The 21,179-nt window shown below is 74.3% G+C and carries 19 protein-coding genes; 11 read left to right on the forward strand and 8 right to left on the reverse strand.

Annotated features, from left to right (window positions below; all coding sequences use genetic code 11):
• Positions 1-139: 139 nt before the first annotated feature.
• A complete protein-coding gene (locus ACGH2B_RS03645) occupies positions 140-667 on the forward strand; it encodes a DUF402 domain-containing protein (protein WP_399083969.1) in 528 nt (175 codons plus the stop codon).
• A 243-nt stretch (positions 668-910) separates the two neighbouring features.
• Here ACGH2B_RS03645 and ACGH2B_RS03650 read toward each other — a convergent pair whose 3' ends face one another.
• The gene (locus tag ACGH2B_RS03650) at positions 911-1,579 is read right to left on the reverse strand and encodes a bifunctional 4-hydroxy-2-oxoglutarate aldolase/2-dehydro-3-deoxy-phosphogluconate aldolase (RefSeq protein ID WP_399083972.1); all 669 of its coding nucleotides are present in this window, start codon (positions 1,577-1,579) and stop codon (positions 911-913) included.
• Between the two features lie 344 nt (positions 1,580-1,923).
• Positions 1,924-2,355, reverse strand: coding sequence for a ribonuclease domain-containing protein (locus ACGH2B_RS03655; protein WP_399083975.1), 432 nt, complete (start codon positions 2,353-2,355; stop codon positions 1,924-1,926).
• A 414-nt stretch (positions 2,356-2,769) separates the two neighbouring features.
• Between ACGH2B_RS03655 and ACGH2B_RS03660 the strand changes: the two genes are divergently transcribed.
• The 3 genes from ACGH2B_RS03660 to ACGH2B_RS03670 all read left to right on the forward strand — a co-directional run bounded on the left by ACGH2B_RS03660 (position 2,770) and on the right by ACGH2B_RS03670 (position 4,530).
• Positions 2,770-3,393, forward strand: coding sequence for a helix-turn-helix domain-containing protein (locus ACGH2B_RS03660; RefSeq protein ID WP_399083977.1), 624 nt, complete (start codon positions 2,770-2,772; stop codon positions 3,391-3,393).
• Between the two features lie 71 nt (positions 3,394-3,464).
• A complete protein-coding gene (locus ACGH2B_RS03665; RefSeq protein ID WP_399083979.1) occupies positions 3,465-3,665 on the forward strand; it encodes a DUF6126 family protein in 201 nt (66 codons plus the stop codon).
• 184 nt (positions 3,666-3,849) lie between these two features.
• Positions 3,850-4,530, forward strand: coding sequence for a transcriptional regulator (locus ACGH2B_RS03670; RefSeq protein WP_399083982.1), 681 nt, complete (start codon positions 3,850-3,852; stop codon positions 4,528-4,530).
• Positions 4,531-4,608: 78 nt separating this feature from the next.
• Here the strand turns inward: ACGH2B_RS03670 and allB are convergent, their stop codons facing one another.
• Positions 4,609-5,952 (reverse strand): allantoinase AllB, encoded by a 1,344-nt coding sequence (gene allB / locus ACGH2B_RS03675; RefSeq protein ID WP_399083985.1) that lies wholly within the window; start codon positions 5,950-5,952, stop codon positions 4,609-4,611.
• 552 nt (positions 5,953-6,504) lie between these two features.
• Here allB and ACGH2B_RS03680 point away from each other — a divergent pair.
• The gene (locus tag ACGH2B_RS03680) at positions 6,505-7,308 is read left to right on the forward strand and encodes an IclR family transcriptional regulator (RefSeq protein ID WP_399083988.1); all 804 of its coding nucleotides are present in this window, start codon (positions 6,505-6,507) and stop codon (positions 7,306-7,308) included.
• Between the two features lie 141 nt (positions 7,309-7,449).
• Here the strand turns inward: ACGH2B_RS03680 and ACGH2B_RS03685 are convergent, their stop codons facing one another.
• On the reverse strand, positions 7,450-7,734 hold the full coding sequence (locus ACGH2B_RS03685) for a DUF5955 family protein (RefSeq protein ID WP_399083991.1): 285 nt from the start codon (positions 7,732-7,734) through the stop codon (positions 7,450-7,452).
• A gap of 424 nt (positions 7,735-8,158) precedes the next feature.
• On the opposite strand from ACGH2B_RS03685, the gene ACGH2B_RS03690 reads away from it, so the two are divergent.
• The 4 genes from ACGH2B_RS03690 (at position 8,159) to ACGH2B_RS03705 (ending at position 12,993) form a co-directional block, all read left to right on the forward strand.
• On the forward strand, positions 8,159-8,413 hold the full coding sequence (locus tag ACGH2B_RS03690; protein WP_399083994.1) for a hypothetical protein: 255 nt from the start codon (positions 8,159-8,161) through the stop codon (positions 8,411-8,413).
• 185 nt (positions 8,414-8,598) lie between these two features.
• On the forward strand, positions 8,599-9,177 hold the full coding sequence (locus ACGH2B_RS03695) for an NTP transferase domain-containing protein (RefSeq protein WP_399096666.1): 579 nt from the start codon (positions 8,599-8,601) through the stop codon (positions 9,175-9,177).
• Between the two features lie 309 nt (positions 9,178-9,486).
• Positions 9,487-11,130, forward strand: a complete 1,644-nt coding sequence (aceB, locus tag ACGH2B_RS03700; protein ID WP_399083997.1) for a malate synthase A — start codon at positions 9,487-9,489, stop codon at positions 11,128-11,130.
• Between the two features lie 114 nt (positions 11,131-11,244).
• Entirely contained in the window at positions 11,245-12,993 is a 1,749-nt protein-coding gene (locus tag ACGH2B_RS03705; RefSeq protein WP_399084000.1) for a translation initiation factor 2, read from the forward strand.
• Positions 12,994-13,067: 74 nt separating this feature from the next.
• On the opposite strand, the gene ACGH2B_RS03710 is transcribed toward ACGH2B_RS03705, so the two are convergent.
• On the reverse strand, positions 13,068-13,595 hold the full coding sequence (locus ACGH2B_RS03710; RefSeq protein ID WP_399096669.1) for a MarR family winged helix-turn-helix transcriptional regulator: 528 nt from the start codon (positions 13,593-13,595) through the stop codon (positions 13,068-13,070).
• 127 nt (positions 13,596-13,722) lie between these two features.
• Between ACGH2B_RS03710 and ACGH2B_RS03715 the strand changes: the two genes are divergently transcribed.
• On the forward strand, positions 13,723-15,219 hold the full coding sequence (locus ACGH2B_RS03715; protein ID WP_399084003.1) for an MFS transporter: 1,497 nt from the start codon (positions 13,723-13,725) through the stop codon (positions 15,217-15,219).
• A 320-nt stretch (positions 15,220-15,539) separates the two neighbouring features.
• Here the strand turns inward: ACGH2B_RS03715 and ACGH2B_RS03720 are convergent, their stop codons facing one another.
• The 3 genes from ACGH2B_RS03720 to ACGH2B_RS03730 form a co-directional block, all read right to left on the reverse strand.
• A complete protein-coding gene (locus ACGH2B_RS03720; protein WP_399084006.1) occupies positions 15,540-17,138 on the reverse strand; it encodes a hypothetical protein in 1,599 nt (532 codons plus the stop codon).
• Positions 17,135-17,614 (reverse strand): hypothetical protein, encoded by a 480-nt coding sequence (locus ACGH2B_RS03725; RefSeq protein ID WP_399084009.1) that lies wholly within the window; start codon positions 17,612-17,614, stop codon positions 17,135-17,137. The genes ACGH2B_RS03720 and ACGH2B_RS03725 overlap by 4 nt, the downstream gene beginning before the upstream one ends.
• 223 nt (positions 17,615-17,837) lie before the next feature.
• Positions 17,838-19,967, reverse strand: coding sequence for an NB-ARC domain-containing protein (locus ACGH2B_RS03730; RefSeq protein WP_399084012.1), 2,130 nt, complete (start codon positions 19,965-19,967; stop codon positions 17,838-17,840).
• A gap of 291 nt (positions 19,968-20,258) precedes the next feature.
• Here ACGH2B_RS03730 and ACGH2B_RS03735 point away from each other — a divergent pair, with 291 nt between their 5' ends.
• Positions 20,259-21,128, forward strand: coding sequence for a chitosanase (locus ACGH2B_RS03735; protein WP_399084015.1), 870 nt, complete (start codon positions 20,259-20,261; stop codon positions 21,126-21,128).
• Positions 21,129-21,179 lie beyond the last annotated feature (51 nt).

Here is a 21,179-nt window from a genome sequence, read left to right on the forward strand (position 1 = left end):
GACGAAGGCCGGCCCCGGGCAGAACGGGGCCCGTCCCGCACTCCGGCAACGCACACGACGCGCCCGGCCCGGATCGGCCACACCGGGCCGCACCTGCCGGACGGTCACACACAGAGGAACACAGAGGGAAGGGGACGCGGTGCGCGGAGAGGGAGAGCGCGGCGATGCGGCGCCGGAGCCGGTGGACGTGGTGCTGACGAAGGCCGGACGGGTCAAGATCCGCTACCCGGCCCGGCTGCCGGCCGACGACGGCACCCGCCTCTCCGTCCTGGCCGCATGGGCCGCGCCCGGCGTCCACGACTTCGGCTTCGTCCGCTTCGAGCCCGGCGACGCCTTCACCGAGCACTACTGGCGCGACCGCTGGTACGCCGTCAAGGAGGTACGCGACGGCCACGGCACGCTCAAGGGCTGGTACTGCGACATCACCCGCCCCGCCGCCGTCCACGCGGGGACCACGGGCCCGGCGGAGCTGACGGTGGAGGATCTGGACCTCGACCTGTGGGTGTCCGCGGACAGCTCCCTGGTGCTGCGCCTGGACGAGGACGAGTTCGCCGCGAGCGGTCTCGCCGACCGCGACCCGGACGCCGCCCGGCGGGCCCTCGCCGCCCTCGACGAGCTGGAGCGGATCGCGAAGGAGGGCGGACTGCCGGGCCTGGTGGCCGCCTGAGCACCGGTCACCCGGCGGACGAACCGGCGGGAGCGCCCCGGGCAAACCGCATGGAACTCCCCCGCCCGCCCGCGCGGGAGAGGCCGGGCCCGCGGTGGAACGCCGTCGGCTCCGCGCACCCTCCGCCGACGGCGCTGGAGCGGAAGGGGTGCGCCGTCCGGACGTGACGCGCCCGCCAGGGGGCCGCGGCACCCGGGGCGCCCGCCGGACCAGGACCGCCCGGCGGGCGCCCCGCCACGCCGCTCAGTACTCGTAGAACTCCATCGCGCTCTCCGGGACCGGAGCGCCCGAGGCGGCTTCCGCGAGCCGGGGCAGCAGGGCGGCGGCGCGCTTGGTGACGGTGTCGCGGTCGCCCTCCGAGAGGGCGGGGCCGAGACCGACGGCGACCGCGCCCGCCGCGATCCACTCGGGGGCGCTCTCGACGCTCACCCCGCCCGCCGGGAGCAGCGGTGCCTGCGGCAGGGCGGCGCGGATCTCGCCGAGCCAGGACGGCCGGCGCTCCGCCACGGGGAACACCTTGAGCGCGTCGGCGCCCAGCTCCAGGGCGTGGACCATCTCGGTCGGGGTCGCGACGCCGGGGAAGACGGGGACGCCGTAGCGGTGGCCCGTACGGATCACCTCGGCGTCCAGGCTCGGCGAGGACAGGAACCGGGCGCCGGCGTCGACCGCCATCCGGGCCGAGACCGCGTCGAGGACCGTACCGGCGCCGATGACCGCGTCCTCCCCCAGCTCACGGGTGAGCGTGGTGACGGCCTCCAGCGCGAACGGTGTGGTCAGGGATATCTCCAGGGTGGTGACACCCGCCGACAGGAGGGTGTCGGCGGTGGCGCTCGCCTCGTCGTACGTGGCGCTGCGAACGATGGCGAAGACCCGCTGCGCCAGCGCGGCCCGGGTGATCTCCCAGCGATACACGGCAGTTCGCCGTCCTTCCTCGTCTGTGCATGACCGCGACCGTCCGGCAGTGGCCGGTACGGCGGTCTCCGCGCGCGGGCAGGCCGCGACAGGTCGGAGCATTACCGTCGATGCCCGGTCATTTCTCGATTCGACCGGAACGGTACCGGCAGCCACTGACAATTCTCCCGCGGGGGACCACCGTACGTCCCCGAAGGGGCGACATCCCAGGGATCTTTCAGGGTTACCCGCGCGGCAACTCACCGCGACCGACCCGGCCTTCGGGCCCCGGACAACGCGACGGCGGCCGGGATGCCCGCGGGCGTCCCGGCCGCCGTCCGCGCCCGGTGGGTCCGGGCGCCCGTTCAGCAGCCGAAGTCGACGAGGTCGAAGGAGGCGTAGTGGTCGGAGGTGTAGTAGTCCTCCTGCTGCTTCTCACCGGTCACGATGCGGCGCGCGCCGCGGTCCGGGGAGCCGGGGGTGACGACGGTGTACTCGTGGTAGTAGCCGGAGCTCTGCTTCGGCAGGATCCCCTCGCGGTTCGAGAAGACCGTGCCGTCCTTCGGGTAGGGGTAGGGCCCGCCCTTGTCGATCAGGTCGAGGGTGTCGTGGGCCTCGGCGGGCAGCTTGGACTGACAGATCGAGCCGACGCTCGCCACCCGCGCCTGCTGCGCGGAGACCGCCGGACGCGCCGTCGCGGCGCTCGGAGTGGCCGCGACGGCGGTGCCGCCGAGCAGAAGGGCCGATGCGAGGGCGCCCGCGGCGCCGATCCTGGTGATCCGTGGGGGGATTCTCATGACCCAAGAATGACGCGCGTAGACATGGCCCTGTCAATCCCAAGGAGCGGAAGTTTCCCGGCCGTTCACAAGAATCCCCCGGACGGCGCAACGCACCCGCACCCGCGCCCCCTGACGGCCCGCCACGCCCCCGACGCGCCGTCACCGCACCTCAACCCCGTTCCACCGGGCCGCGTCCGGCCCGCGCCACCCCGTACGGATCGCCGATCGGCCGCCGCGCCCCGGCTGCCCCCGGCGGCTCGGCGTCCCGTACGGAATCGCCCGTACGGAACGGCCTCGGGAAGCGGAGGAAACCCGCAAGGGAGAGAAGGAGCCGGGCGGGCCCGGACGTACGGAACCGGGCGGCCCCGGAGCGGCTTTTGCCTCTCTGGCAAAACTTTTGCCTGGGAGGTCAGCGCTGGCTATACCAGGTACATGACCGAGACCCCGCAGGACGCCCCCGCCGAAGCGGCGGATCTGCCCACCGTCGCGCCCCGCCTGCGTGACCTGCGGCGCCGCAGCGGGCTGACGCTGGAGACGGCCGCCCGGCGGGTCGGGCTGTCGCCCGCGCACCTGTCCCGGCTGGAGACCAACCGCCGCCAGCCGTCGCTGCCGATGCTGCTGGCGCTGGCCCGTACGTACGGAACCACGGTATCGGACCTGCTCGGCGAGACCGCGCCGGAGCGGGATCCGATCATGCGGGCCGGGCGGACCGAGCCGTCGGAGGCCGGTGGCTGGACGTACTGGACGGTCGGCGGCCCCGGGCGGGCCATGCAGGCGCTGCGGGTGCACGTCCCGCAGCGCGCCCAGGGCGATCTGGTGCGGGTGCACCCGGGCGAGGAGTGGTTGTACGTCCTCACCGGGCAGCTACGGCTGACGCTCGGCGAGGCGGCGCATCTGCTCGGGCCGGGGGACGCGGCGCACTTCGACTCGCTGACCCCGCACCGTATCGCCGCGACCACCCGGGCCGGTGCGGAGCTGCTGTTCGTCCACACCCTGCTGCAGAGCGGCGCCGCCGAGCTGTGCCTGGGGGACGACACCCCGCGACGCGGTCTGTGAGGCCGCCCGCCGCCATCGGTGCCGCGGAGCCGCCGCGCACCGCACCGCTTCGTGAGGGAAGGACGAACGCCGTGCCCGACCACGCCACCCCCGCCGCCCCCGGGTCGCCCACCGGCCCCGACGCCGTCACACCGCCGGGGGCGCCCGACCGGAAGTACGTCGAGAACAAGCCGCCGCGCGGGCTGTACGTGCGGGTGTTCATCTACGTCGTGGCGACGCATGTGCTGCTGGCGTTCATGAGCCTGCTGGTGATCATCGCCAAGACGCGCTGACCCCGCCGGGCCACCCGGGAGCGCGCCGGACCGCCGGGCGGGCCCGTGCGGGCGGTGCCGCCCCCGGCTCCCCGGCGCGTCGGCGGGGCGCCCGGTGGCGGGCCCGCACCCTGGGGGCACACCCCTCGGCGCCCCGTACGGTGCGGCGCCGCGGGCGACCGCCCGTACCGGAGGAGATGCCGCCATGGTCCGACCCGCCGACGCCGCGCCCCGGCCGACCGCGGACGCCGTTCTCGACGCCGCCGTCCGCGCCCTCGCCCTGGATTCCGGTGCGCACCGGACGGTCGCGCGGATCGCCGCCGGGCGGGCGCCACGCGCGGTGCTCACGACGTTCGCGCTGGAGCAGCACCGGGTGATCGCCTCCGACCTGCTCAGCTTCCGGCATCTGACGCACCGGGCGGACGCCGATCCGCCGGTCGCCGCCTTCTTCGAACTCCTCGCGGACGGCGAACGCGTCGCCCTGGAACGGCTGGCCGCGCTGAACGGCGCGCTGGGGATCGCCCCGGCCGCCCTCGACGGATATCAGCCGCGGCCCGGCTGCCAGGCGTACCCCTCGTACGCGGCGCGGCTGGCGCTCGGGGCGGAGCCGGTGGACGTGGTGATCGCGCTGACCGCGAACTTCGCGGTCTGGGGCGCGTACTGCGCGACGGTGGGCCGGGCGCTGCGCGAGCACTACGGTCTGCCGGACGCGGCCTGCGGGTTCTTCGACCTCTTCGCCACGCCCTCACCGGAGCTGGACCGGCGGGCGCTGGCGGCGGTCGCGCACGGGTTGGAGACCGGCCAGGCCCGGCCGCTGGAGGCGCACCGGCACGGGCGGCTCCTCCAGGCGTACGAGGTGATGTTCTGGGACGCGCTGGAGGATTGAGCGGCGCCGCGGGGCCGTACGCCGCCCGTCCGGCCACCGTGTGCGGGTGGCCGGGCGGGCGGTGTGCGGGGCGGGGTGTCAGCCGCGTTCGGGGCGGAGGAGGAGTTCCCCGGTGGGTGCGGCGAGGGTGGCCCCGTCGTTGATCTTGTTGCCGCGCAGCCAGGTGGAGCGGACGACGCCGTACAGGGTCTTGCCGGCGTACGCGGTGATCTTGTTGCGGTGCTGGAGGGCGGCCGGGTCGACGGTGAAGGTCTCGTCCGGGGCGAGGACCGCGAAGTCGGCGTCGCGGCCCGGCTCGATGGCGCCCTTCCGCCCGAGGCCGACCAGGTCCGCGGGGGCGGTGGCCATCCAGCGGACGACGTCCTCCAGGGAGTGGCCGCGCGCGCGGGCCGCCGTCCAGATGGCGGGCAGACCGAGCTGGAGGGAGGAGATACCGCCCCAGGCGGCGCCGAAGTCGGCGGTCTTGAGGTCGGCGGTGGACGGCGAGTGGTCGGAGACGACGCAGTCGATGGTGCCGTCGGCCAGGCCCTGCCACAGCGCGTCCTGGTTGGCGCCCTCCCGGATCGGCGGGCAGCACTTGAACTCCGTGGCGCCGTCGGGGATCTCCTCGGCGGTCAGGGTCAGGAAGTGCGGGCAGGACTCGACGGTGATCCGTACGCCCTCGGCCTTGGCGGCGGCGATCAGCGGCAGCGCGTCGGAGGAGGAGAGGTGCAGGACGTGCACCCGCGCGTCCAGGCGCCGGGCGAGGGCGATGAGGGCGGCGATGGCGTCGTCCTCGCAGACGCGGGGGCGCGAGGCGAGGAAGTCGGCGTACTTCGGGCCGCTCGGCACGGGCGCCGCGTCCAGGTGGCGGGGGTCCTCGGCGTGCACGATCAGCAGACCGCCGAAGCCGGCGATCTCCCCGAGGGCGAGGGCGAGTTGTTCCTGGTCCAGCTCGGGGAACTCGTCCACGCCGGAGGGCGACAGGAAGCACTTGAAGCCGAAGACCCCGGCGTCGTGGAGGGGGCGCAGGTCCTTGACGTTGCCGGGTATCGCGCCGCCCCAGAAGCCGACGTCGATATGGGCCTTGGCGGCGGCGACCTCACGCTTGGTGTCGAGGTGAGCGACGGTGGTGGTGGGCGGGAGGCTGTTGAGGGGCATGTCCACGAGCGTGGTGATACCGCCCGCGGCGGCCGCGCGGGTGGCGGTCCAGAAGCCCTCCCACTCGGTGCGCCCGGGGTCGTTGACGTGTACGTGGGTGTCCACCAGACCGGGCAGCAGGACGTCGTCGCCGAAGTCCTCGGCCCGCGCGCCCTCGGGCACCGAGGCGTCGTACGGCAGGACCGCCGTGATCGTCCCGCCGCTGACGGCGACGGACGCGGCGCGCATCCCCTCCGGGGTGATGACGCGCGTACTGCGCAGCACCAGCTCTACTTCGGACACCCGGTCCCCTCCTCGTCTCTCGTGCTCCCGCGACCTCGTCACCGCCGTACGGGGACGGGTCCGCGGCGGTCCCGCACCGCGGGCGACCGGGCCACGCGGGGCGTTTCACCAGGCCTTCAACAGACTGTTGAATGAGTTTCACGACCCGGACCTGACCCGTCAAGACCCTTCCGGTGGCCGCACCTGGGGCCACCGGGTCCGCCATCGGCGCACGGGCGGGCCGGACGCCGGGCATCGGCACGAGGCGCGGCACAGCGGGGTCGGCGCCTGCGGCGCAGCGGCCGGAAAGCTCCACCCGCGAGCCTGGATGATTCCACGAAATGGATAATAAGTTTCGCGTAGCAGAACGTAGCTATGGCCACTGGTCAGGTCAAGAGAGCCCGGATACCGAGATCACCGATCGGGCCGGAGATCGGCGACCGAGGCACTGACCGGCGCGAACGACTGTGCGATACGCCGTGTGTCCGGAAAACGGGACCGGTAGGCTGCTCCGGTCGGGCCCGGCGCCCGTACCAGCCGAGACCGACCCCTCCGCCCCGAAAGGAAAGCGACGTGCCGCCGTCCAGCGCCAGCACTTCCGCCGCCGATGCCAAGCCCGCGGGCGCGAGCGGCGGTGTCCAGTCCCTAGAGCGCGCCTTCGATCTGCTGGAGCGGATGGCCGACGCCGGGGGCGAGGTCGGCCTCAGCGAGCTGTCCGCCAGCAGCGGACTCCCGCTGCCCACCATCCACCGCCTGATGCGCACCCTCGTGGCCTGCGGTTACGTCCGTCAGCAGCCCAACCGCCGGTATGCGCTGGGCCCCCGCCTGATCCGGCTGGGCGAGAGCGCCTCGCGGCTGCTGGGCACCTGGGCCCGGCCGTTCCTGGCCCGGCTGGTCGAGGAGACCGGCGAGACCGCCAACATGGCGCTGCTCGACGGCGACGAGATCGTCTACGTCGCGCAGGTCCCCTCGCGGCACGCCGTGCGGATGTTCACCGAGGTCGGGCGGCGGGTGCTGCCGCACTCCACCGGTGTCGGCAAGGCGCTGCTCGCCGGCCACCCGCCGGAGGAGGTCCGCGCGCTGCTCGGACGGACGGGCATGCCCGCGGCGACGGAGAAGACGATCACCGACCCGGACGTCTTCCTCGACGCGCTCGCCGAGGTCCGGCGTCTGGGCTACGCGGTCGACGACAACGAGCAGGAGATCGGCGTCCGTTGCTTCGCCGTACCGGTCCCCGACTCCCCCACCTCGGCGGCGATCTCCATCTCCGGGCCGACCGGCCGGGTCACCGAGGCGTCGACGGAGAAGATCGTGCCCGTCCTCCAGGACGTCGCCGCCCAACTGTCGGTGGCACTGGCCAACCAGACACCGGCCTGACATCTCCGCGTCCGCCGCGAGTCCCGGTGCGCCGGGGCGCTTCGCGGCGGGGACGCGGACCGGCCCCGGGGTGGATGCCCCGGGGCCGGTCGTCCTTCCTGGGCCGCGCGGATCGCGTCACCGGGTGCGCGGGCCGGTGACTCAGCCGCGCCCCGGCGGCCCGCCGAACCGTTCGACGCCCGCGCGGACGTCGGCCAGCGCGGGCGACAGGGCACTGACCGATCCCACGGCGCCGGTGATCAGCAGCAGCGAGCGGCGCAGCCGGGGCACTTCGGGGAGCCCTTCGCGGACCATCGCCGCCAGGGCGGCCAGTTCGTCGTCGGCCACCGCGCGATCCGGTAATTCGTAGGACAGCAGGGCCAGTTCGCGGCGGAGCCGGACCACCGCGGTGTGCAGTTCACGCCTTCGCGGATCGGCCCCGGTCACGCCCGGACCTCCGCGTCCCCCTTGCCCGTGCTCCACGACGACGGCGTCCTCCAAGGAAGTTGAGCCTTCGACAATGGCGGACAGTTAACGCCACGGTGCGGTGAACGCGCCATACGCGGGACACGATCCGCCGCCTCCCGCCGGGCGTGCTTCCGGGCCGGGTGCGGAGCGGACCGCACCCGTCCGGCGGGCGTGACAGGCGCTCGATCCTCCCGCCGCGCACCGTCGCGCACGGCGCGCGGCCCGCGCGGTGCGCCCCGGAGAGCCGATCAGGGTTCCCCGCAGGGGTCCGGGCCACTCCCCGTACATCTGCTCCCCCGCACCGCCTTCCGCGTGAGCGTCCGCCGGGACAGGCGTACGGGGCCCCGGGGCGGAGCAGTCTCCCTTCCGGGCATATCCGGTATATCCAGAATCGGAGAACGCGATGGACTCTCAACGCGACCCGTACGGCGACCCCGATCCGGAGCAGGTCCGGGGCGCGGCCCCCGACCGGCGCCACACCAGCGTGATCCAGTTGATCTGCCGCGCCTACGGGCTCGCGGACGCCTCGGAGATCACCATCGAGCACATGCACCGCTACGTCACCGAGCGCCGGCTCGCCGAGCAGCGTACGCACGGTGTCCGCGGCGCGCTGCGGCCGTGGATCCCCCGGCAGCGTACGGCGGGCGACGCGGGCTGACGCGCAGGAGGACCGGCGCGCCACCGGGGCGACGCGGCACCGGCCCGCACCGGCCCCCTGTGCCACCGGCCCGGCGGCGCACCCGGCCACGGGCCGGTGTCATGGGGTATGCACTCCCCATGACACCGACACCGCGTCCGCCCGTGCCCGTGCCGCCCCCGGGGCGTCCGCCCCGCCCCGGGCAGGTGGCGGGGCTGCTGCTGGCCGCCGGGGGCGGGCGGCGGCTGGGCGGGCGGCCCAAGGCGCTGCTGGAGTTCCGCGGCCGGCCACTGGTGGAGCATGCGGTGCGGGTGCTGCGGGAGGGCGGCTGCGGCCCCGTCCACCTCGTCCTGGGCGCGGCGGCGTGCGAGGTGCGCGCCCGCGCCGACCTCGCCGACTGCACCGTGCACACCAATCCGGACTGGGCCTCGGGGATGGGCTCCTCGCTGCGGACGGGGCTGGCCGCGCTCACCGGTTCGGGGTGCGGCGCGGCGCTGGTCGCGCTGGTGGATCAGCCGGGCATCGGACCGGAGGCGGTGGCGCGGGTGGCGGCGGCGTACGACGGTCCGGGGACGCTGGCGGCGGCCGCGTACGGGGGACGGCGGGGGCATCCGGTGCTCTTCGGCGCGGAGAGGTGGGCGCGGATCGCGGCGCGCGCCGAGGGGGACCGCGGCGCCCGGGACTATCTGCGGGACCACGGACATGAGCTGACTCTCGTCGAGTGCGGGGACGTCGCCGCGCCGTACGACATCGACACCCCGGAGGATCTGCGCCTTCTCGGGTGAACGACGGCCGTGGAGAAGGGAGTTGGGCCGGTGCGCCGCGCCTCCCCGGGAGCGGGCCGTTCCGTCGCTCTCCCCACGCCCCGTGCGCGCGGTGGCACCGGGAGCCACCGCGGGGCCGCTTCTGTCGACCCGGAGAATCTCGATATCAACAAACGATTGAACTTCCGCGATAAGGAAACTAGTCTCCACTGGTCAGAAGCGCCCTGATCCCGAACGGCGCCCGCGACCGTACGTCCGACCCTGCGGCACCCCGTGCCGTGTGTCCCCCCGGCGGCCGCTCGGCACCGCCGCTGAATGGAGTGACAGCTCATGTCCGCACCAGCGCCGTCCCCGCTGGCCCTCGCCGACGTCGACCCCGCCCACGCCCCCGCGCGTCAGGACGAGGTCCTCACCGACGCCGCGCTCGCCTTCCTGGCCGAGCTGCACCACCGGTTCACCCCGCGCCGTGACGAGCTGCTCGCCCGGCGCGCCGAGCGCCGCGCCGAGATCGCCCGGACCTCCGCCCTGGACTTCCTGCCCGAGACCGCGCACATCCGCGCCGACGACACCTGGCGGGTCGCCCCGGCGCCCGCCGCGCTCACCGACCGCCGGGTGGAGATCACCGGCCCGGCCGACCGCAAGATGACCATCAACGCGCTGAACTCCGGCGCCAAGGTCTGGCTCGCCGACTTCGAGGACGCCTCCGCTCCCACCTGGGAGAACGTCATCGGCGGCCAGCTCAACCTCACCGACGCCTACGAGCGCCGCATCGACTTCACCGACCCGCGCTCGGGCAAGTCGTACGCCCTCAAGGACGCCGCGGAGCTGGCGACCGTCGTCATGCGGCCGCGCGGCTGGCACCTCGACGAGCGGCACCTGACGGTCGACGGCACGCCCGTCCCCGGTGCGCTGGTCGACTTCGGCCTGTACTTCTTCCGCAACGCCCAGCGCCTCCTGGACCTCGGCAAGGGCCCGTACTTCTACCTGCCCAAGACCGAGTCGCACCTGGAGGCCCGCCTCTGGAACGACGTCTTCGTCTTCGCGCAGGACTACGTCGGCATCCCCCAGGGCACCGTCCGCGCCACCGTCCTCATCGAGACGATCACCGCCGCGTACGAGATGGAGGAGATCCTCTACGAGCTGCGCGACCACGCCTCGGGGCTGAACGCCGGCCGCTGGGACTACCTCTTCTCCATCGTCAAGAACTTCCGCGACGGCGGCGCCGAGTTCGTGCTGCCGGACCGCAACGCGGTGACGATGACCGCGCCGTTCATGCGCGCGTACACCGAACTCCTCGTCCGCACCTGCCACAAGCGCGGTGCGCACGCGATCGGCGGGATGGCCGCGTTCATCCCCGACCGCCGCGACCCGGAGGCCAACGAGAAGGCGCTGGCGAAGGTCGCGAACGACAAGGACCGGGAGGCCGGGGACGGTTTCGACGGTTCCTGGGTCGCCCACCCCGACCTGGTGCCGATCGCCCGCGCCTCCTTCGACGCGGTCCTCGGCGACAGGCCGCACCAGAAGGAGCGGCTGCGCGAGGACGTCGACGTCAAGGCCGCCGACCTGATCGCGATCGACTCGCTGGAGGCGAAGCCGACGTACCAGGGGCTGGTCGACGCCGTGCAGGTCGGCATCCGCTACATCGAGGCGTGGCTGCGGGGTCTGGGCGCCGTCGCCATCTTCGGTCTGATGGAGGACGCCGCCACCGCCGAGATCTCCCGGTCGCAGATCTGGCAGTGGGTCGACGCGGGCGTCGTCTTCGAGGAGGACGGCCACGCGGGCGAGAAGGTCACCGCGGAACTGGTGCGCTCCATCGCCGCCGACGCGCTGGCCGGTATCCGTGCCGAGGCCGGTGAGGAGGCGTTCGCCGCCGGCCGCTGGCAGCAGGCCCACGACCTGCTGCTCCAGGTCTCCCTGGACGCCGACTACGCCGACTTCCTGACCCTTCCGGCGTACGCCCTGCTGGAGGGCTGAGCCGAACGCCGCGGCGGGCCCGGCCACCGGGGCCGCACCGCGCCGCCGCCCCCGTACGCCCTGGCCGGGCGGCGTGGGCGGCGGTCCGGGCGGGCGCCGAGTACGCTCTTCGGCATGCCGCCGTCCCCGCCCGAGCCCGTCCGCCACGGCGGCGCGCCCCGGGCGGCGGGCGGCTTATCCGCGGGGCGGTGCACGGCGGACACCACACGGACCGTGCTCTTCGCGGCGCGCTCGGCGGTGGCGCTGCACCGCCTCCTCGACACCCTCCCGGTCTTCGCCGGTGACCACCGCATCACCCGCGTCTTCTCCCTCGTCCCCGGCTCCGACTTCTCCACGGACGCGCTCGCGGCGCTGGAGGCCGCCGGGGCGCGCACCGTCCCCTGGAGCGAGGCCCTCGCCACGCCCTACGATCTGACGCTCGCCGCCAGCCCCAAGGGCGATCTGCACCGGCTGCGCGGACCGCTCGCGCTGCTGCCGCACGGCGCCGGGTTCAACAAGGCGCTGCCCGCCGACGGTTCGGCCCGCACGGCGTCCGGGCTCGACGCCGCCTATCTGGTGCGCGGCGGCACCCCGCTGGCCGCGCTGCACGCCCTCGCCCACCCGGGGCAGATCGACCGGCTCGCCGCCGGGAGCCCCGAGGCCGCCGCCCGCGCCACGGTCGTCGGCGACCCCACCCTGGACCGGCTGCTGGCCTCCCGGGGCCTGCGCGACCGCTACCGCGCCGCGCTCGGCGCCGGCGGCCGCCGGCTGATCGCCCTCACCTCGACGTGGGGCCCGCGCTCCCTGCTCGCCCGCCATCCCGGGCTCCCCGCCCGCCTCGCCCGCGAACTGCCGCTGGACGAGTACCGGTTGGCGCTGCTGCTCCACCCCAACGCGCACAGCAGCACGGGCCGCCACGAACTCACCGAACGCCTCGCCCCCGCCCTCGCCGCCGGTCTGACGGTGGCCGCGCCGTACGAGGAGTGGGCCTCGGTCCTGGTGGCGGCCGACGCCGTGCTGTGCGACCACGGGTCGGCGGCGCTGTACGCGGCGGCGCTGGGGCACCCGCTGCTGTCGGTGTGCGACGGCGGCGACGAGCTGATCCCCGGCACCCCGATGGACCGGCTCCTCGCGGCGGTGCCCGCCTTCAAGGAGTCCGGCGACATCGCCGACGCCATCCGCGGACACCGCGCCGAGCGGGTCACCGCACCGGCCGCCGCCGCCTTCGCCGAACAGGGCAACGCCCTGACCCACCTGCGCACCCGGCTCTACGCCTGCCTCGGCCTGCCCCCGCCCGCCACCCCTCTCGCGCCCCGGCTGCTGCCCGTACCGCGCGCCGCCGCGCCGCTCCCGGCGGCCTGCGCGGTACGCACCCGGGTGCGCGGCACGGCGGTCTCGGTGGTCCGTCATCCGGCGGCCGGTGACCCCGAGGACCACCCCGGCGACGACGGCCCCGACGCCCCCGCCGGGCACCTCGCCGTGGAGGAGGACGCCGCCGGGGTACCGCTGGCCCAGGGCGCGGCGCTGCTGTTCCGCCGGGCCCGGGGCGGCTCCGGCGACGCGGCGTGGACCGCGGCCGGCTGGATCGACGACGCGCTCGCCGGCTACCCCGGGCGGCGCACCGTGGCCGCCGTCCTCACCCCGGCCCTGTCGCTCCTGCGCCGCCGCGGCGGTCCGCTGCTGGCGGCGCGGACGGAGCCGTACGACGAGGCGGGCCGTGTCGTCCGCCCCGACCAGGCGGCGGTCCTGTCCGCCCTGCACGCCTGGCTCACCGCCACCCCGGACGCCGCCGCGCCCGCGACGCTCGCCTGCACGGTCGGGGAACGCACCTACCGCGTCCGGCTGACCGAGGCCACGGAGGAGCAGGCGCGGCGCGAGCTGTGAGCGGGGCGGGGCCGCGCACCGCGTTCGTCCGCGGCCCTCCCGCCGGTGCCGGACCGCGGCGGGAGACCGGCGGGTCAGCGCCGCGTCGGCCGGTGCGGCCGCTCTCCGGGGCCGTCGGCGGAGCGCGGTGCCGCCGTGTCCCCCTCGGTGAGGTGGGCGTTCATGGTGGAGTTCAGGCCGGTCAGGAACGCCTCGAACTGTTCCAGGAGGTCCGGCGGGTAGTGCGACATCGCGGTGTCGAGGCGGCGGGCGAGCGGGCCGAAGAACTCGTCGGCCCGTTCCTGGATGTGCGCGCCGCTGCGCAGGGTGATGAGGCGCCGGTCGGAGTGTTCGCGGGTGCGGGTGATGTGCCCCGCCGCTTCGAGGCGGTTGAGGAGCGCGGTGGTCGCGCCCGTGGACAGGGAGATGCGCTCGCTCAGCCGCGCCGGTGACAGCGGCGCGCCGCGCTCTTCGGCGGCGGCGATCTCCAGTACCGCCGTCGCGTCGGTGGAGTGCAGGCCCAGCCAGGCGGCGAAGCGCCGGCTCAGCTCGGCGTAGTGGCCGCCGTAGATCCGCAGTCCCTCCATCAGCCGCTCACGCCGCGCCGCGACGCCGTCGCGCATCGCTTCCTCCACGGGGCCCGCCACCTTTCTCTCCTGTCACGCGAGCCTCACCGGCGGCCCGCTTTGACAACCTACCGGCACCAATTTACCTTCACCATGGAATTACTTCACGATGGAGGTATCAAGCGTGCGTGACCCGTCCCCCCTCACCGACGCGACCACCGGGCCCTACCGATGGCGGTGGCTGATCCTGGTGGTGATGATCGTCGCGGAGATCATGGATCTCCTGGACGCCTCGATCGTCAACGTCGCGGGACCGGCGCTGGAGAAGTCCCTCGGCGCCGGCTCCGTCGGCCTGCAGTGGGTGATCGGCGGTTACGCCCTGACCCTGGGAGCCGGACTCGTGCTCGGCGGCCGGCTCGGCGACCGCTACGGGCGGCGCCGCATGTTCCTGCTCGGCCTGACCGCCTTCACCGCCGCCTCGCTGCTGTGCGCGCTCGCACCGGACATCGGGACGCTGATCGCGTTCCGCCTGCTCCAGGGCACCGCCGGGGCGATGCTCCTGCCCCAGGGCCTGGGCCTGCTGCGGGAGAACTTCTCCGGGCCCGAACTCACCAAGGTCTTCGCGGTCTTCGGCCCCGTCCTCGGCCTGGGCGGCATCATCGGCCCGGTCCTCGGCGGCTTCCTCATCGAGGGCGATTTCTTCGGCCTGGGCTGGCGGTCGGTGTTCCTGGTCAACCTGCCCATCGGCCTCGCGGCGCTGATCATCGCCGCGGTGTTCGTCCCCCGGAAGCCGGGCGACCGCACGGTGCGGGTCGACATGACCGGCGCGGCCTTGATCGTGGCGTCCTGCGCCCTGCTGGTACTGCCGCTGAACCAGGGTCAGGAGGACGGCTGGCCGCTGTGGACCTGGCTGTGCATGGCCGCCTCGGCGATCGGCTTCGCCCTGTTCGCCGTACAGCAGCGCCGTACGGCCGCGGCGGGCCGTGAACCGCTGGTGACCCCGGCCCTGCTGCGCAAGCCCGCCTTCACCGTCGGGCTCGGCGGCATCGCCCTGTTCTTCGGCGGACTGATCGGCACACAGCTCGCATTGACCCTGTTCCTCCAGATCGGCCAGCACTTCACCGCCGGAGACGCGGGCCTGGGCAATCTGCCGCTCGCGGTGGGCACCGCGATCGGCGGCGCCCTCAGCGGCGCGTTCCTCGCCGACCGGATCGGCCGCAAGGTGCTGCAGCTCGGCCCGCTCGTCCAACTCGCCGGCGCGGCCGTGCTCTGGTACGAGCTGGACGGCCTCACCCCTGGCTCGTTCTCGATCGGGGACATCGTTCCGGGCGTGACGGTGGCGGGCGTCGGAGCGGGCATGGTGATCGCCGCCCTGTTCAGCTTCATCCTCGCCGCGGTCGACGACGGAGAGATCGGTTCCGCCTCCGGTGTCCTGTCGGCCGTCCAGGCCGTCGGCGGCTCCCTCGGCGTGGCGGTCTTCGGCTCGGTGTTCTTCGCGCGGGCCGAGACCGGTGACTTCACGGGCGGCTTCCACCGCGCCCTGCTCGTCCAGGCGTGCCTGCTGGTGGCGTTCTTGGCGATCACCTTCCTGCTGCCCGCGAAGGGACGCCCCGAGGAGGAGCAGCACGGCATCGCCGCCGAGACCACCGCCGGCCCACGGAAAAAGGTCCCCTCCCCGTAAGGGGAAGGGACCTCGTCCAGAGCGCCCGGCAGGCCTCGCACCCGCATCTCCCACCGGCAGGTGGGCATCTTTCCTTGGACCACAGACGCACGTTCCGCCCGCCGTTCCCGGGGGCGAACCTGCTTCATGATCATATCGGATCTCCGCAGCTCATCGCGCCATCGGGGCGGGAGCGGTCCGGTCAGCCGGCCGGCCCCGTCGGCCGGTCCGCCGGTCCGGTCGGTCCGGTTCGTTGTCGGTCCGGGGCTTCCCTTACGGGATGACGGGGCCGGCGGTGCAGGAGGCCCTGGGGCCCGCGACCGGCGGAGCCATCGTTCTGTTCATCCGGACAGCTCGGCCCAGGGGTTCCGCTCCGGCGTGAACGACGCCATCGGCCCGGGGCCTTCCTCCTGGGCCGTTCCGGTCACGGCGCCCTGCCACCCCATGCCGTCCTGCCACACCTCGGGGCCCTCCAGCCCGGTGGGCCCGTCATGGCGCTCCCCCGGGCCGGTACTCCCGTCACCGTGGAGGGAAGCCGGGTCACTCGACGAGCCATCGGCCTTGGGGGGCTGAGCGGGCCAGGACGAGGGCTCCGGCGGCGAGGAGGACCCGGAGGACGGGGACGACGACGGCGTCCCGGAGGACGAGGTCGAACCGGAGGACGGGGACGGCGGCGGTTGGGACCGCCCGGATGAGGAGGTCGGCTCGGACGACGAAGACAGCGAGGACGAAGACGAAGACAGTGAGGACGAAGAGGAAGAGGAAGACACTGACGAGGACGAGGACGACGTACCGGGCGATGAAGAACCTGGTGATGAAGAGCCGGGCAGCGAGGCGGAGGAAAGTCCCCCGGAAGGGGCCGCCCCCACCACCGGAAACGTCACCCCTGACGGCAAACCCGGCGACAGTCCCGACCCATCGGCCGACGACGGCTCCCCCACACCGGCCTCACCTCCGCCCCCGCTCCCGCCCACCGGCCGCCGCAGCAGTCCGTCGAGCGCGCCCTCCAGGTGGTCCGCCGGGGAGAGGGAGCCGAGGTTCTTCGGGTTCATCGCGGTGTGCCGGGCGCCCCAGGCTCCGTTGAACGCGCCGTTGGCCGCGCCGGAGATCCAGTCGCCGGACAGACCGAACACGGTGTCCTGCGCGGCGCCTTCCGCCATACCGGCCACCGCGCCGTACCCGCCCTGCCAGACCAGGCCGGCGGCGCCGCGCGCGGCGGTCCCCCACCCGGCCGTGCGGAGACCTTTGCCCAGGTGGTGGCCGAGGGCGCCGCCGGCCAGGCCCGCGCCGAAGCCCACGGCGCCGCCGACCGCGCCGTTGACCGCGGCGGTCGCCAACTGCTGTCCGTCCAGCGTGGCGCGGTGGCCCTGCGCCACCTCGACGACCTGCGCCAGCAGCGCGAACCCCTCCTGTGCCAGCACCGATTCGGCGACCCGGGTCAGGACCCGTACGGCCGCCTCGCGCAGGAAGGCCAGGCAGAGCACCCGGACGGCGGCGATCTCGACGGCGGCCGCTTCGGCGCCGCCGAAGAGGAAGAGGGCCGCGTCCACCATCAACTGGACGGCGAGCACGATCAGGGCGCCGAGGATCTCGATGCGCAGCGTCTCGATCTCGTTCGCCAGGGCGTCCAGCGCGTCGGCCACGCCGTCGCAGCAGCGGATCGTCCTCGGGAGCACCGCGTCGTCCTCGGCCCCCGGCCGTCCGACCAGCGTGGCCAGGAACGCGTCGATGCCCGCGCGGCTCGCACCCTCCAGCCCGGCGTCCACCGCCCGCCACGCCTGATTCACGTCGCGGGCGCACTCGTCGAGCACCCCGGCCACCTCACGCCAGGCGGCGGCCTCGGCGCGGAGGGCCGTCTCGTCCCCGGTGGGCCATTTGTTGCCGACGACGATGAGGAGGAGGTTCTGGAGTTCCGGCGGTACGTGGTGCGCGTCGATCACGAGACCGGGCCGCTCAGGTCGGCCAGCCGGCGCCCCAGGAGTGCGACGGACTCCAGCGCGGTGTCTTCGGCACGGCCGAAGGTGGCGCGCGTGGCGGCCAGGTCGTCCGCCAAGTTCCGTAGGACCACGGGGAGTTGACGGAGTGTCCGGATGAGGTCGTCGCGGGGCGCGGCGAAGGCGGCGCCGAAGGTCTGGCCCAGTGCGGGGTCGTCGCCCCAGGGTGCGGGTCCGGAGCGGGCCGTGGCGTCGTCCGCCCGTGCCGCGGCCAGTTGCGCCTGTCCGGCGGCGGATCCGGCGGCCTCGACCGCGGCGAGCAGCGCGGTGAAGTCGACCGCCAGCAGCCCCGAACCGTCCGGCGGATCGACCGGACCGGGCGGCGTCAGATCCGGGGACGGGGCCGAGACCGGGGCGTTCCGGTAGCCGCCGGCGGGCCCCGGTACGGCGGGCTGAGACTCTTTTCCGTGCTCCGGCGGCATGCGTGTGTCCTTCGTGCGGGCGTCGGCCGCCGCCGTCGGATCCCGGCACCGGCCCTGTCACCCGCAGTCCACCACCGGGCGCGCCGGACGCCGGAGCCCCTTGACAGCCTCCGTACGCGGACCGGCCGCCCCTTGGCGCACCGTTGACGCCCGCCCCGCCCGGGGAGCGGCGGCGCGCCCGGCCCACTCTGTCCCGAACCGGCACCGCGCCCCTGACCTCGCCCTACGGCGCCGGGGCCGTGCCGCCCTCCTGTGCGCGGATCGCCGCGGCACGCTCCCGGTGCCCGGCCGCCGCCTCCGCCCGTCCGGCCTCCTCCTCCAGTCCGGCGAGGGCGTCGAGGACCCGCGCCTCCTCGAAGGTGGAGCCGCGCCGCCGGGCGGCGCCGAGCGCCGCGGCGAAGCGGCCACGCGCGGCGTCGAGACGGCCGAGACGCCGCTCGACCCGGCCCAGGGCGAAGGCGGTACGGGCGGTCATCCGGTCCCGCCCCCGCGCCGCGGCGTACGCCTCGCTCAACTCTCCTTCCGCTACGGAGAGTTCACCGAGCGCTTCGTGGGCCAGGCCCAGTTGGTAGGTGAGCAGCATCGCGCCGTAGTCGTTGCCGATCTCGCGGTGGATGGTGCGGGAGCGCAGGTAGTCGGGGACCGCCTCGGCCCACCGGCCGCTCTCCGCCCCGAGGCGGCCGCGGAACTCCAGCACGGAGGCGTACAGCTTGCGGTCGCCCGGCTCCTCCCCCAGCAGTTCGGCGCCGTGCGCCGCCGCGGCCAGCTCGCGTCCGGCCTCGGCGAACCGCCGCTGCTCCCACAGCGGACGGGCCAACTGGCAGCGCATCCGGATCGTGGCCCGCAGGTTCTCGGCCCGCTGGGCGGCGTCCCGGCCCAGCGCGAAGGTCACCGCGGACTCGGCGCTGTGCGGATGGTCGAGCATGTGCGTCCAGAGCGGTTCGCACAGCGCCCAGGCCAGGTCGTACCGGCCGGCGTCGTGGGCGAGGCGGACGCAGGTGTGCAGGGCGCGCCGCTCCGCCGTCAGCCAGCGGTGGGCGACGGCCTTCCGCTCCGGCTCCGGCGCGGTGAGGTCGGCGTCGTCCGCGCCGGGCACCGGCGGGGCGGGCGGCGCGAGGGTCATCCGCTCACCGGCGGCCTGTACGTCGGCGCGCTGGGCCTGGCGCAGGTACCAGCCGACGACACGGCGCAGCCCGTCGGCGGTCTCCTGCCCACTGCCCTCGTCACGGGCGCGGCGCAGGGCGTGGGCCCGGACCAGCGGGTGCATCCGCGGGCGCCGGACCGGCGGCCCGGCGGCGCCCTCCTCGGCGGGGTCGGCCACGACGTCGACCAGCCCGGTGTCGGCCAGCTCCGCCAGCGCGTCCTCGGCGCTCTCCCGCCCGGTGCCCAGCAGCGCCGCCACGGCCGGCTCGGAGATCACCTCGCCCGCCTCCGCGGCCAGCAGCCGGTACAGCCGCCGGGCCTGCGGGCCGAGGTCACGGTAGGCCGCGTCCCATACGGGCTCGATGTCGGGCACGCCCTTCTCCCGCAGTTCGGTGGTGAGTCCGGCGAGCAGCCGCGGCCAGCCGCGGTGCCGGTGCCTGCGCACCCAGCGCCCGGCGACCCGGAGCGCCGCGGGCGATCCCGCGCACAGCCGGGCCAGTTCGGCGGCGGTCCCCGGCGCGGCGGTCAGCTCGGGGTCGTCGACGATCCGCAGCAGCAGCCGGACCGCGTCGGCCTCCCGCAGGGGTTCGAGGGACAGCTCCACCGCGGCGGCGTGCTCCAGGTCGTCCAGGCGCCGCGATCCGGCGAGGATCACCACGCTGCCCGCCGACGCCGGGAGCAGCGGTTCGGCCTCCGAGGCGTAGCGGACGTTGTCGATGACGACGACCAGCCTGCGGTGCTGGGTGCGGTCCCAGTACTGGGCGGCGCGTCCGGCGAACGTCGGCTCCACCCACTCGGGCGTCACGCCCAGGTCGCGCAGCAGCCGGGCGAGCACATCGCTGAGGCAGACGCCGCCGTCGTGCCGCATACCGTCGAGGTCGACGTAGAGGACGCCGTCCGGGTACCCCTCGCGCAGGGTGCGGGCGAGCCGGAAGCCGAGGGTGGTCTTGCCGACGCCGCGCAGTCCGCGGAGGGTGACGATCAGCGGGCGCTGGTCCTCGGGGCGGTCGCGTTCCCAGTCGCGTACGGTGCGCAGGACGAGGGCCTGTTCGCTCTCGCGGTCGGTGAAGTGGGGCACTTCCGGCGGTAACTGGCAAGGCGGCCGGTGCTCGTGCGCGGGGTGCACGTGGATCTCCTGGACCGAACCGGCCTGAACCAGGCTGTTGATATGGGCCTGACCGCCCACGCTGTTCCGCGTCTCCTCGGCCATACGTCAACTGTATGTGGTGCGGCATCGCGGCGTGGGGCACTTCGGCGGGGCGGGCGCGGGCGCGGGGCCGCCCCGGGGCCGGGCGGGCGCCGTCCCCCTGGTGGGCGGGGCGCACGGGCCGCCCGACCGCTCCCGCCCCACGGCGCTTACCCCTTAACTCCCCTTACACGCAAGGGAATCGGCGCCCGAACGGGTATGCGCGACGGGTATACGCCACCCCTCAACTCTGGTAGGAAAGCTTCCTAACGATTGGGGAACCCCCCACAGCCCACTCCGGAATCGGAGGATCGTATGCGCTCCCGGTCGATAGGGTCACGTGTGACCAAAATATCCACCCGCGTCATCCTCGGCGTGGCACTGCTCGCCGTTCCCGCGACCGCAGTCGCGGCGACGGCCATCCCGGGCGGCAGGTCGGCTTCCGCCCCGCACTCCGCGCACCCCTCGCGCGCGGCGTCGGGCCTCGACGACCCGGCGAAGAAGGAGATCGCGATGAAGCTGGTCTCCAGTGCGGAGAACTCCTCGCTGGACTGGAAGGACCAGTACAAGTACATCGAGGACATCGGTGACGGCCGTGGCTACACCGCGGGCATCATCGGCTTCTGCTCCGGCACCCACGACATGCTCGAACTCGTCGAGCTGTACGCCAAGCGCAAGCCGGACAACATCCTGGCGAAGTACCTGCCGGCGCTGCGCAAGGTCGACGGTTCCGACTCCCACGAGGGGCTCGGCAACGCGTACGTCAAGGACTGGAAGAAGGCGGCGCAGGACCCCGACTTCCAGAAGGCGCAGAACGACGAGCGGGACCGGGTGTACTTCAACCCGGCGGTCAAGCAGGGCAAGGCCGACAAGATCGGCGTGCTCGGGCAGTTCGCGTACTACGACGCGATCGTCATGCACGGCGACGGCGACGAGGACACCAGCTTCTCCAGCATCCGCAAGCGGGCGCTGAAGAAGGCGAAGCCGCCGTCGCAGGGCGGTGACGAGAAGAAGTACCTCAACGCGTTCCTCGACGCCCGGGTGTGGGCGATGGAGCAGGAGGAGGCGCACAGCGACACCAGCCGCGTCGACACCGCGCAGCGGGTCTTCCTCAAGGACGGCAATCTCGATCTGCACACGCCGTTGAAGTGGAAGGTCTACGGCGAGGACTTCCACATCGGCTGAGCCGGTGCGGGAGGGGGAAACCCCGAGGGGAAGCGGGTGGCGGCCCGCGGC

The sequence above is a fragment of the Streptomyces sp. BBFR2 genome, assembly GCF_044497305.1.
Lineage (GTDB): Bacteria > Actinomycetota > Actinomycetes > Streptomycetales > Streptomycetaceae > Streptomyces.

Bases quoted from the DNA above. Each gene is read 5' to 3' on its own strand.
- ACGH2B_RS03655 (WP_399083975.1), bottom strand. From the start codon at position 2,355: ATGAGAATCCCCCCACGGATCACCAGGATCGGCGCCGCGGGCGCCCTC.
- ACGH2B_RS03735 (WP_399084015.1), top strand. From the start codon at position 20,259: ATGCGCTCCCGGTCGATAGGGTCACGTGTGACCAAAATATCCACCCGC.
- ACGH2B_RS03725 (WP_399084009.1), bottom strand. From the start codon at position 17,614: ATGCCGCCGGAGCACGGAAAAGAGTCTCAGCCCGCCGTACCGGGGCCC.
- ACGH2B_RS03670 (WP_399083982.1), top strand. From the start codon at position 3,850: ATGGTCCGACCCGCCGACGCCGCGCCCCGGCCGACCGCGGACGCCGTT.
- aceB (WP_399083997.1), top strand. From the start codon at position 9,487: ATGTCCGCACCAGCGCCGTCCCCGCTGGCCCTCGCCGACGTCGACCCC.
- ACGH2B_RS03705 (WP_399084000.1), top strand. From the start codon at position 11,245: ATGCCGCCGTCCCCGCCCGAGCCCGTCCGCCACGGCGGCGCGCCCCGG.
- ACGH2B_RS03690 (WP_399083994.1), top strand. From the start codon at position 8,159: ATGGACTCTCAACGCGACCCGTACGGCGACCCCGATCCGGAGCAGGTC.
- ACGH2B_RS03660 (WP_399083977.1), top strand. From the start codon at position 2,770: ATGACCGAGACCCCGCAGGACGCCCCCGCCGAAGCGGCGGATCTGCCC.
- ACGH2B_RS03710 (WP_399096669.1), bottom strand. From the start codon at position 13,595: ATGCGCGACGGCGTCGCGGCGCGGCGTGAGCGGCTGATGGAGGGACTG.
- ACGH2B_RS03730 (WP_399084012.1), bottom strand. From the start codon at position 19,967: ATGGCCGAGGAGACGCGGAACAGCGTGGGCGGTCAGGCCCATATCAAC.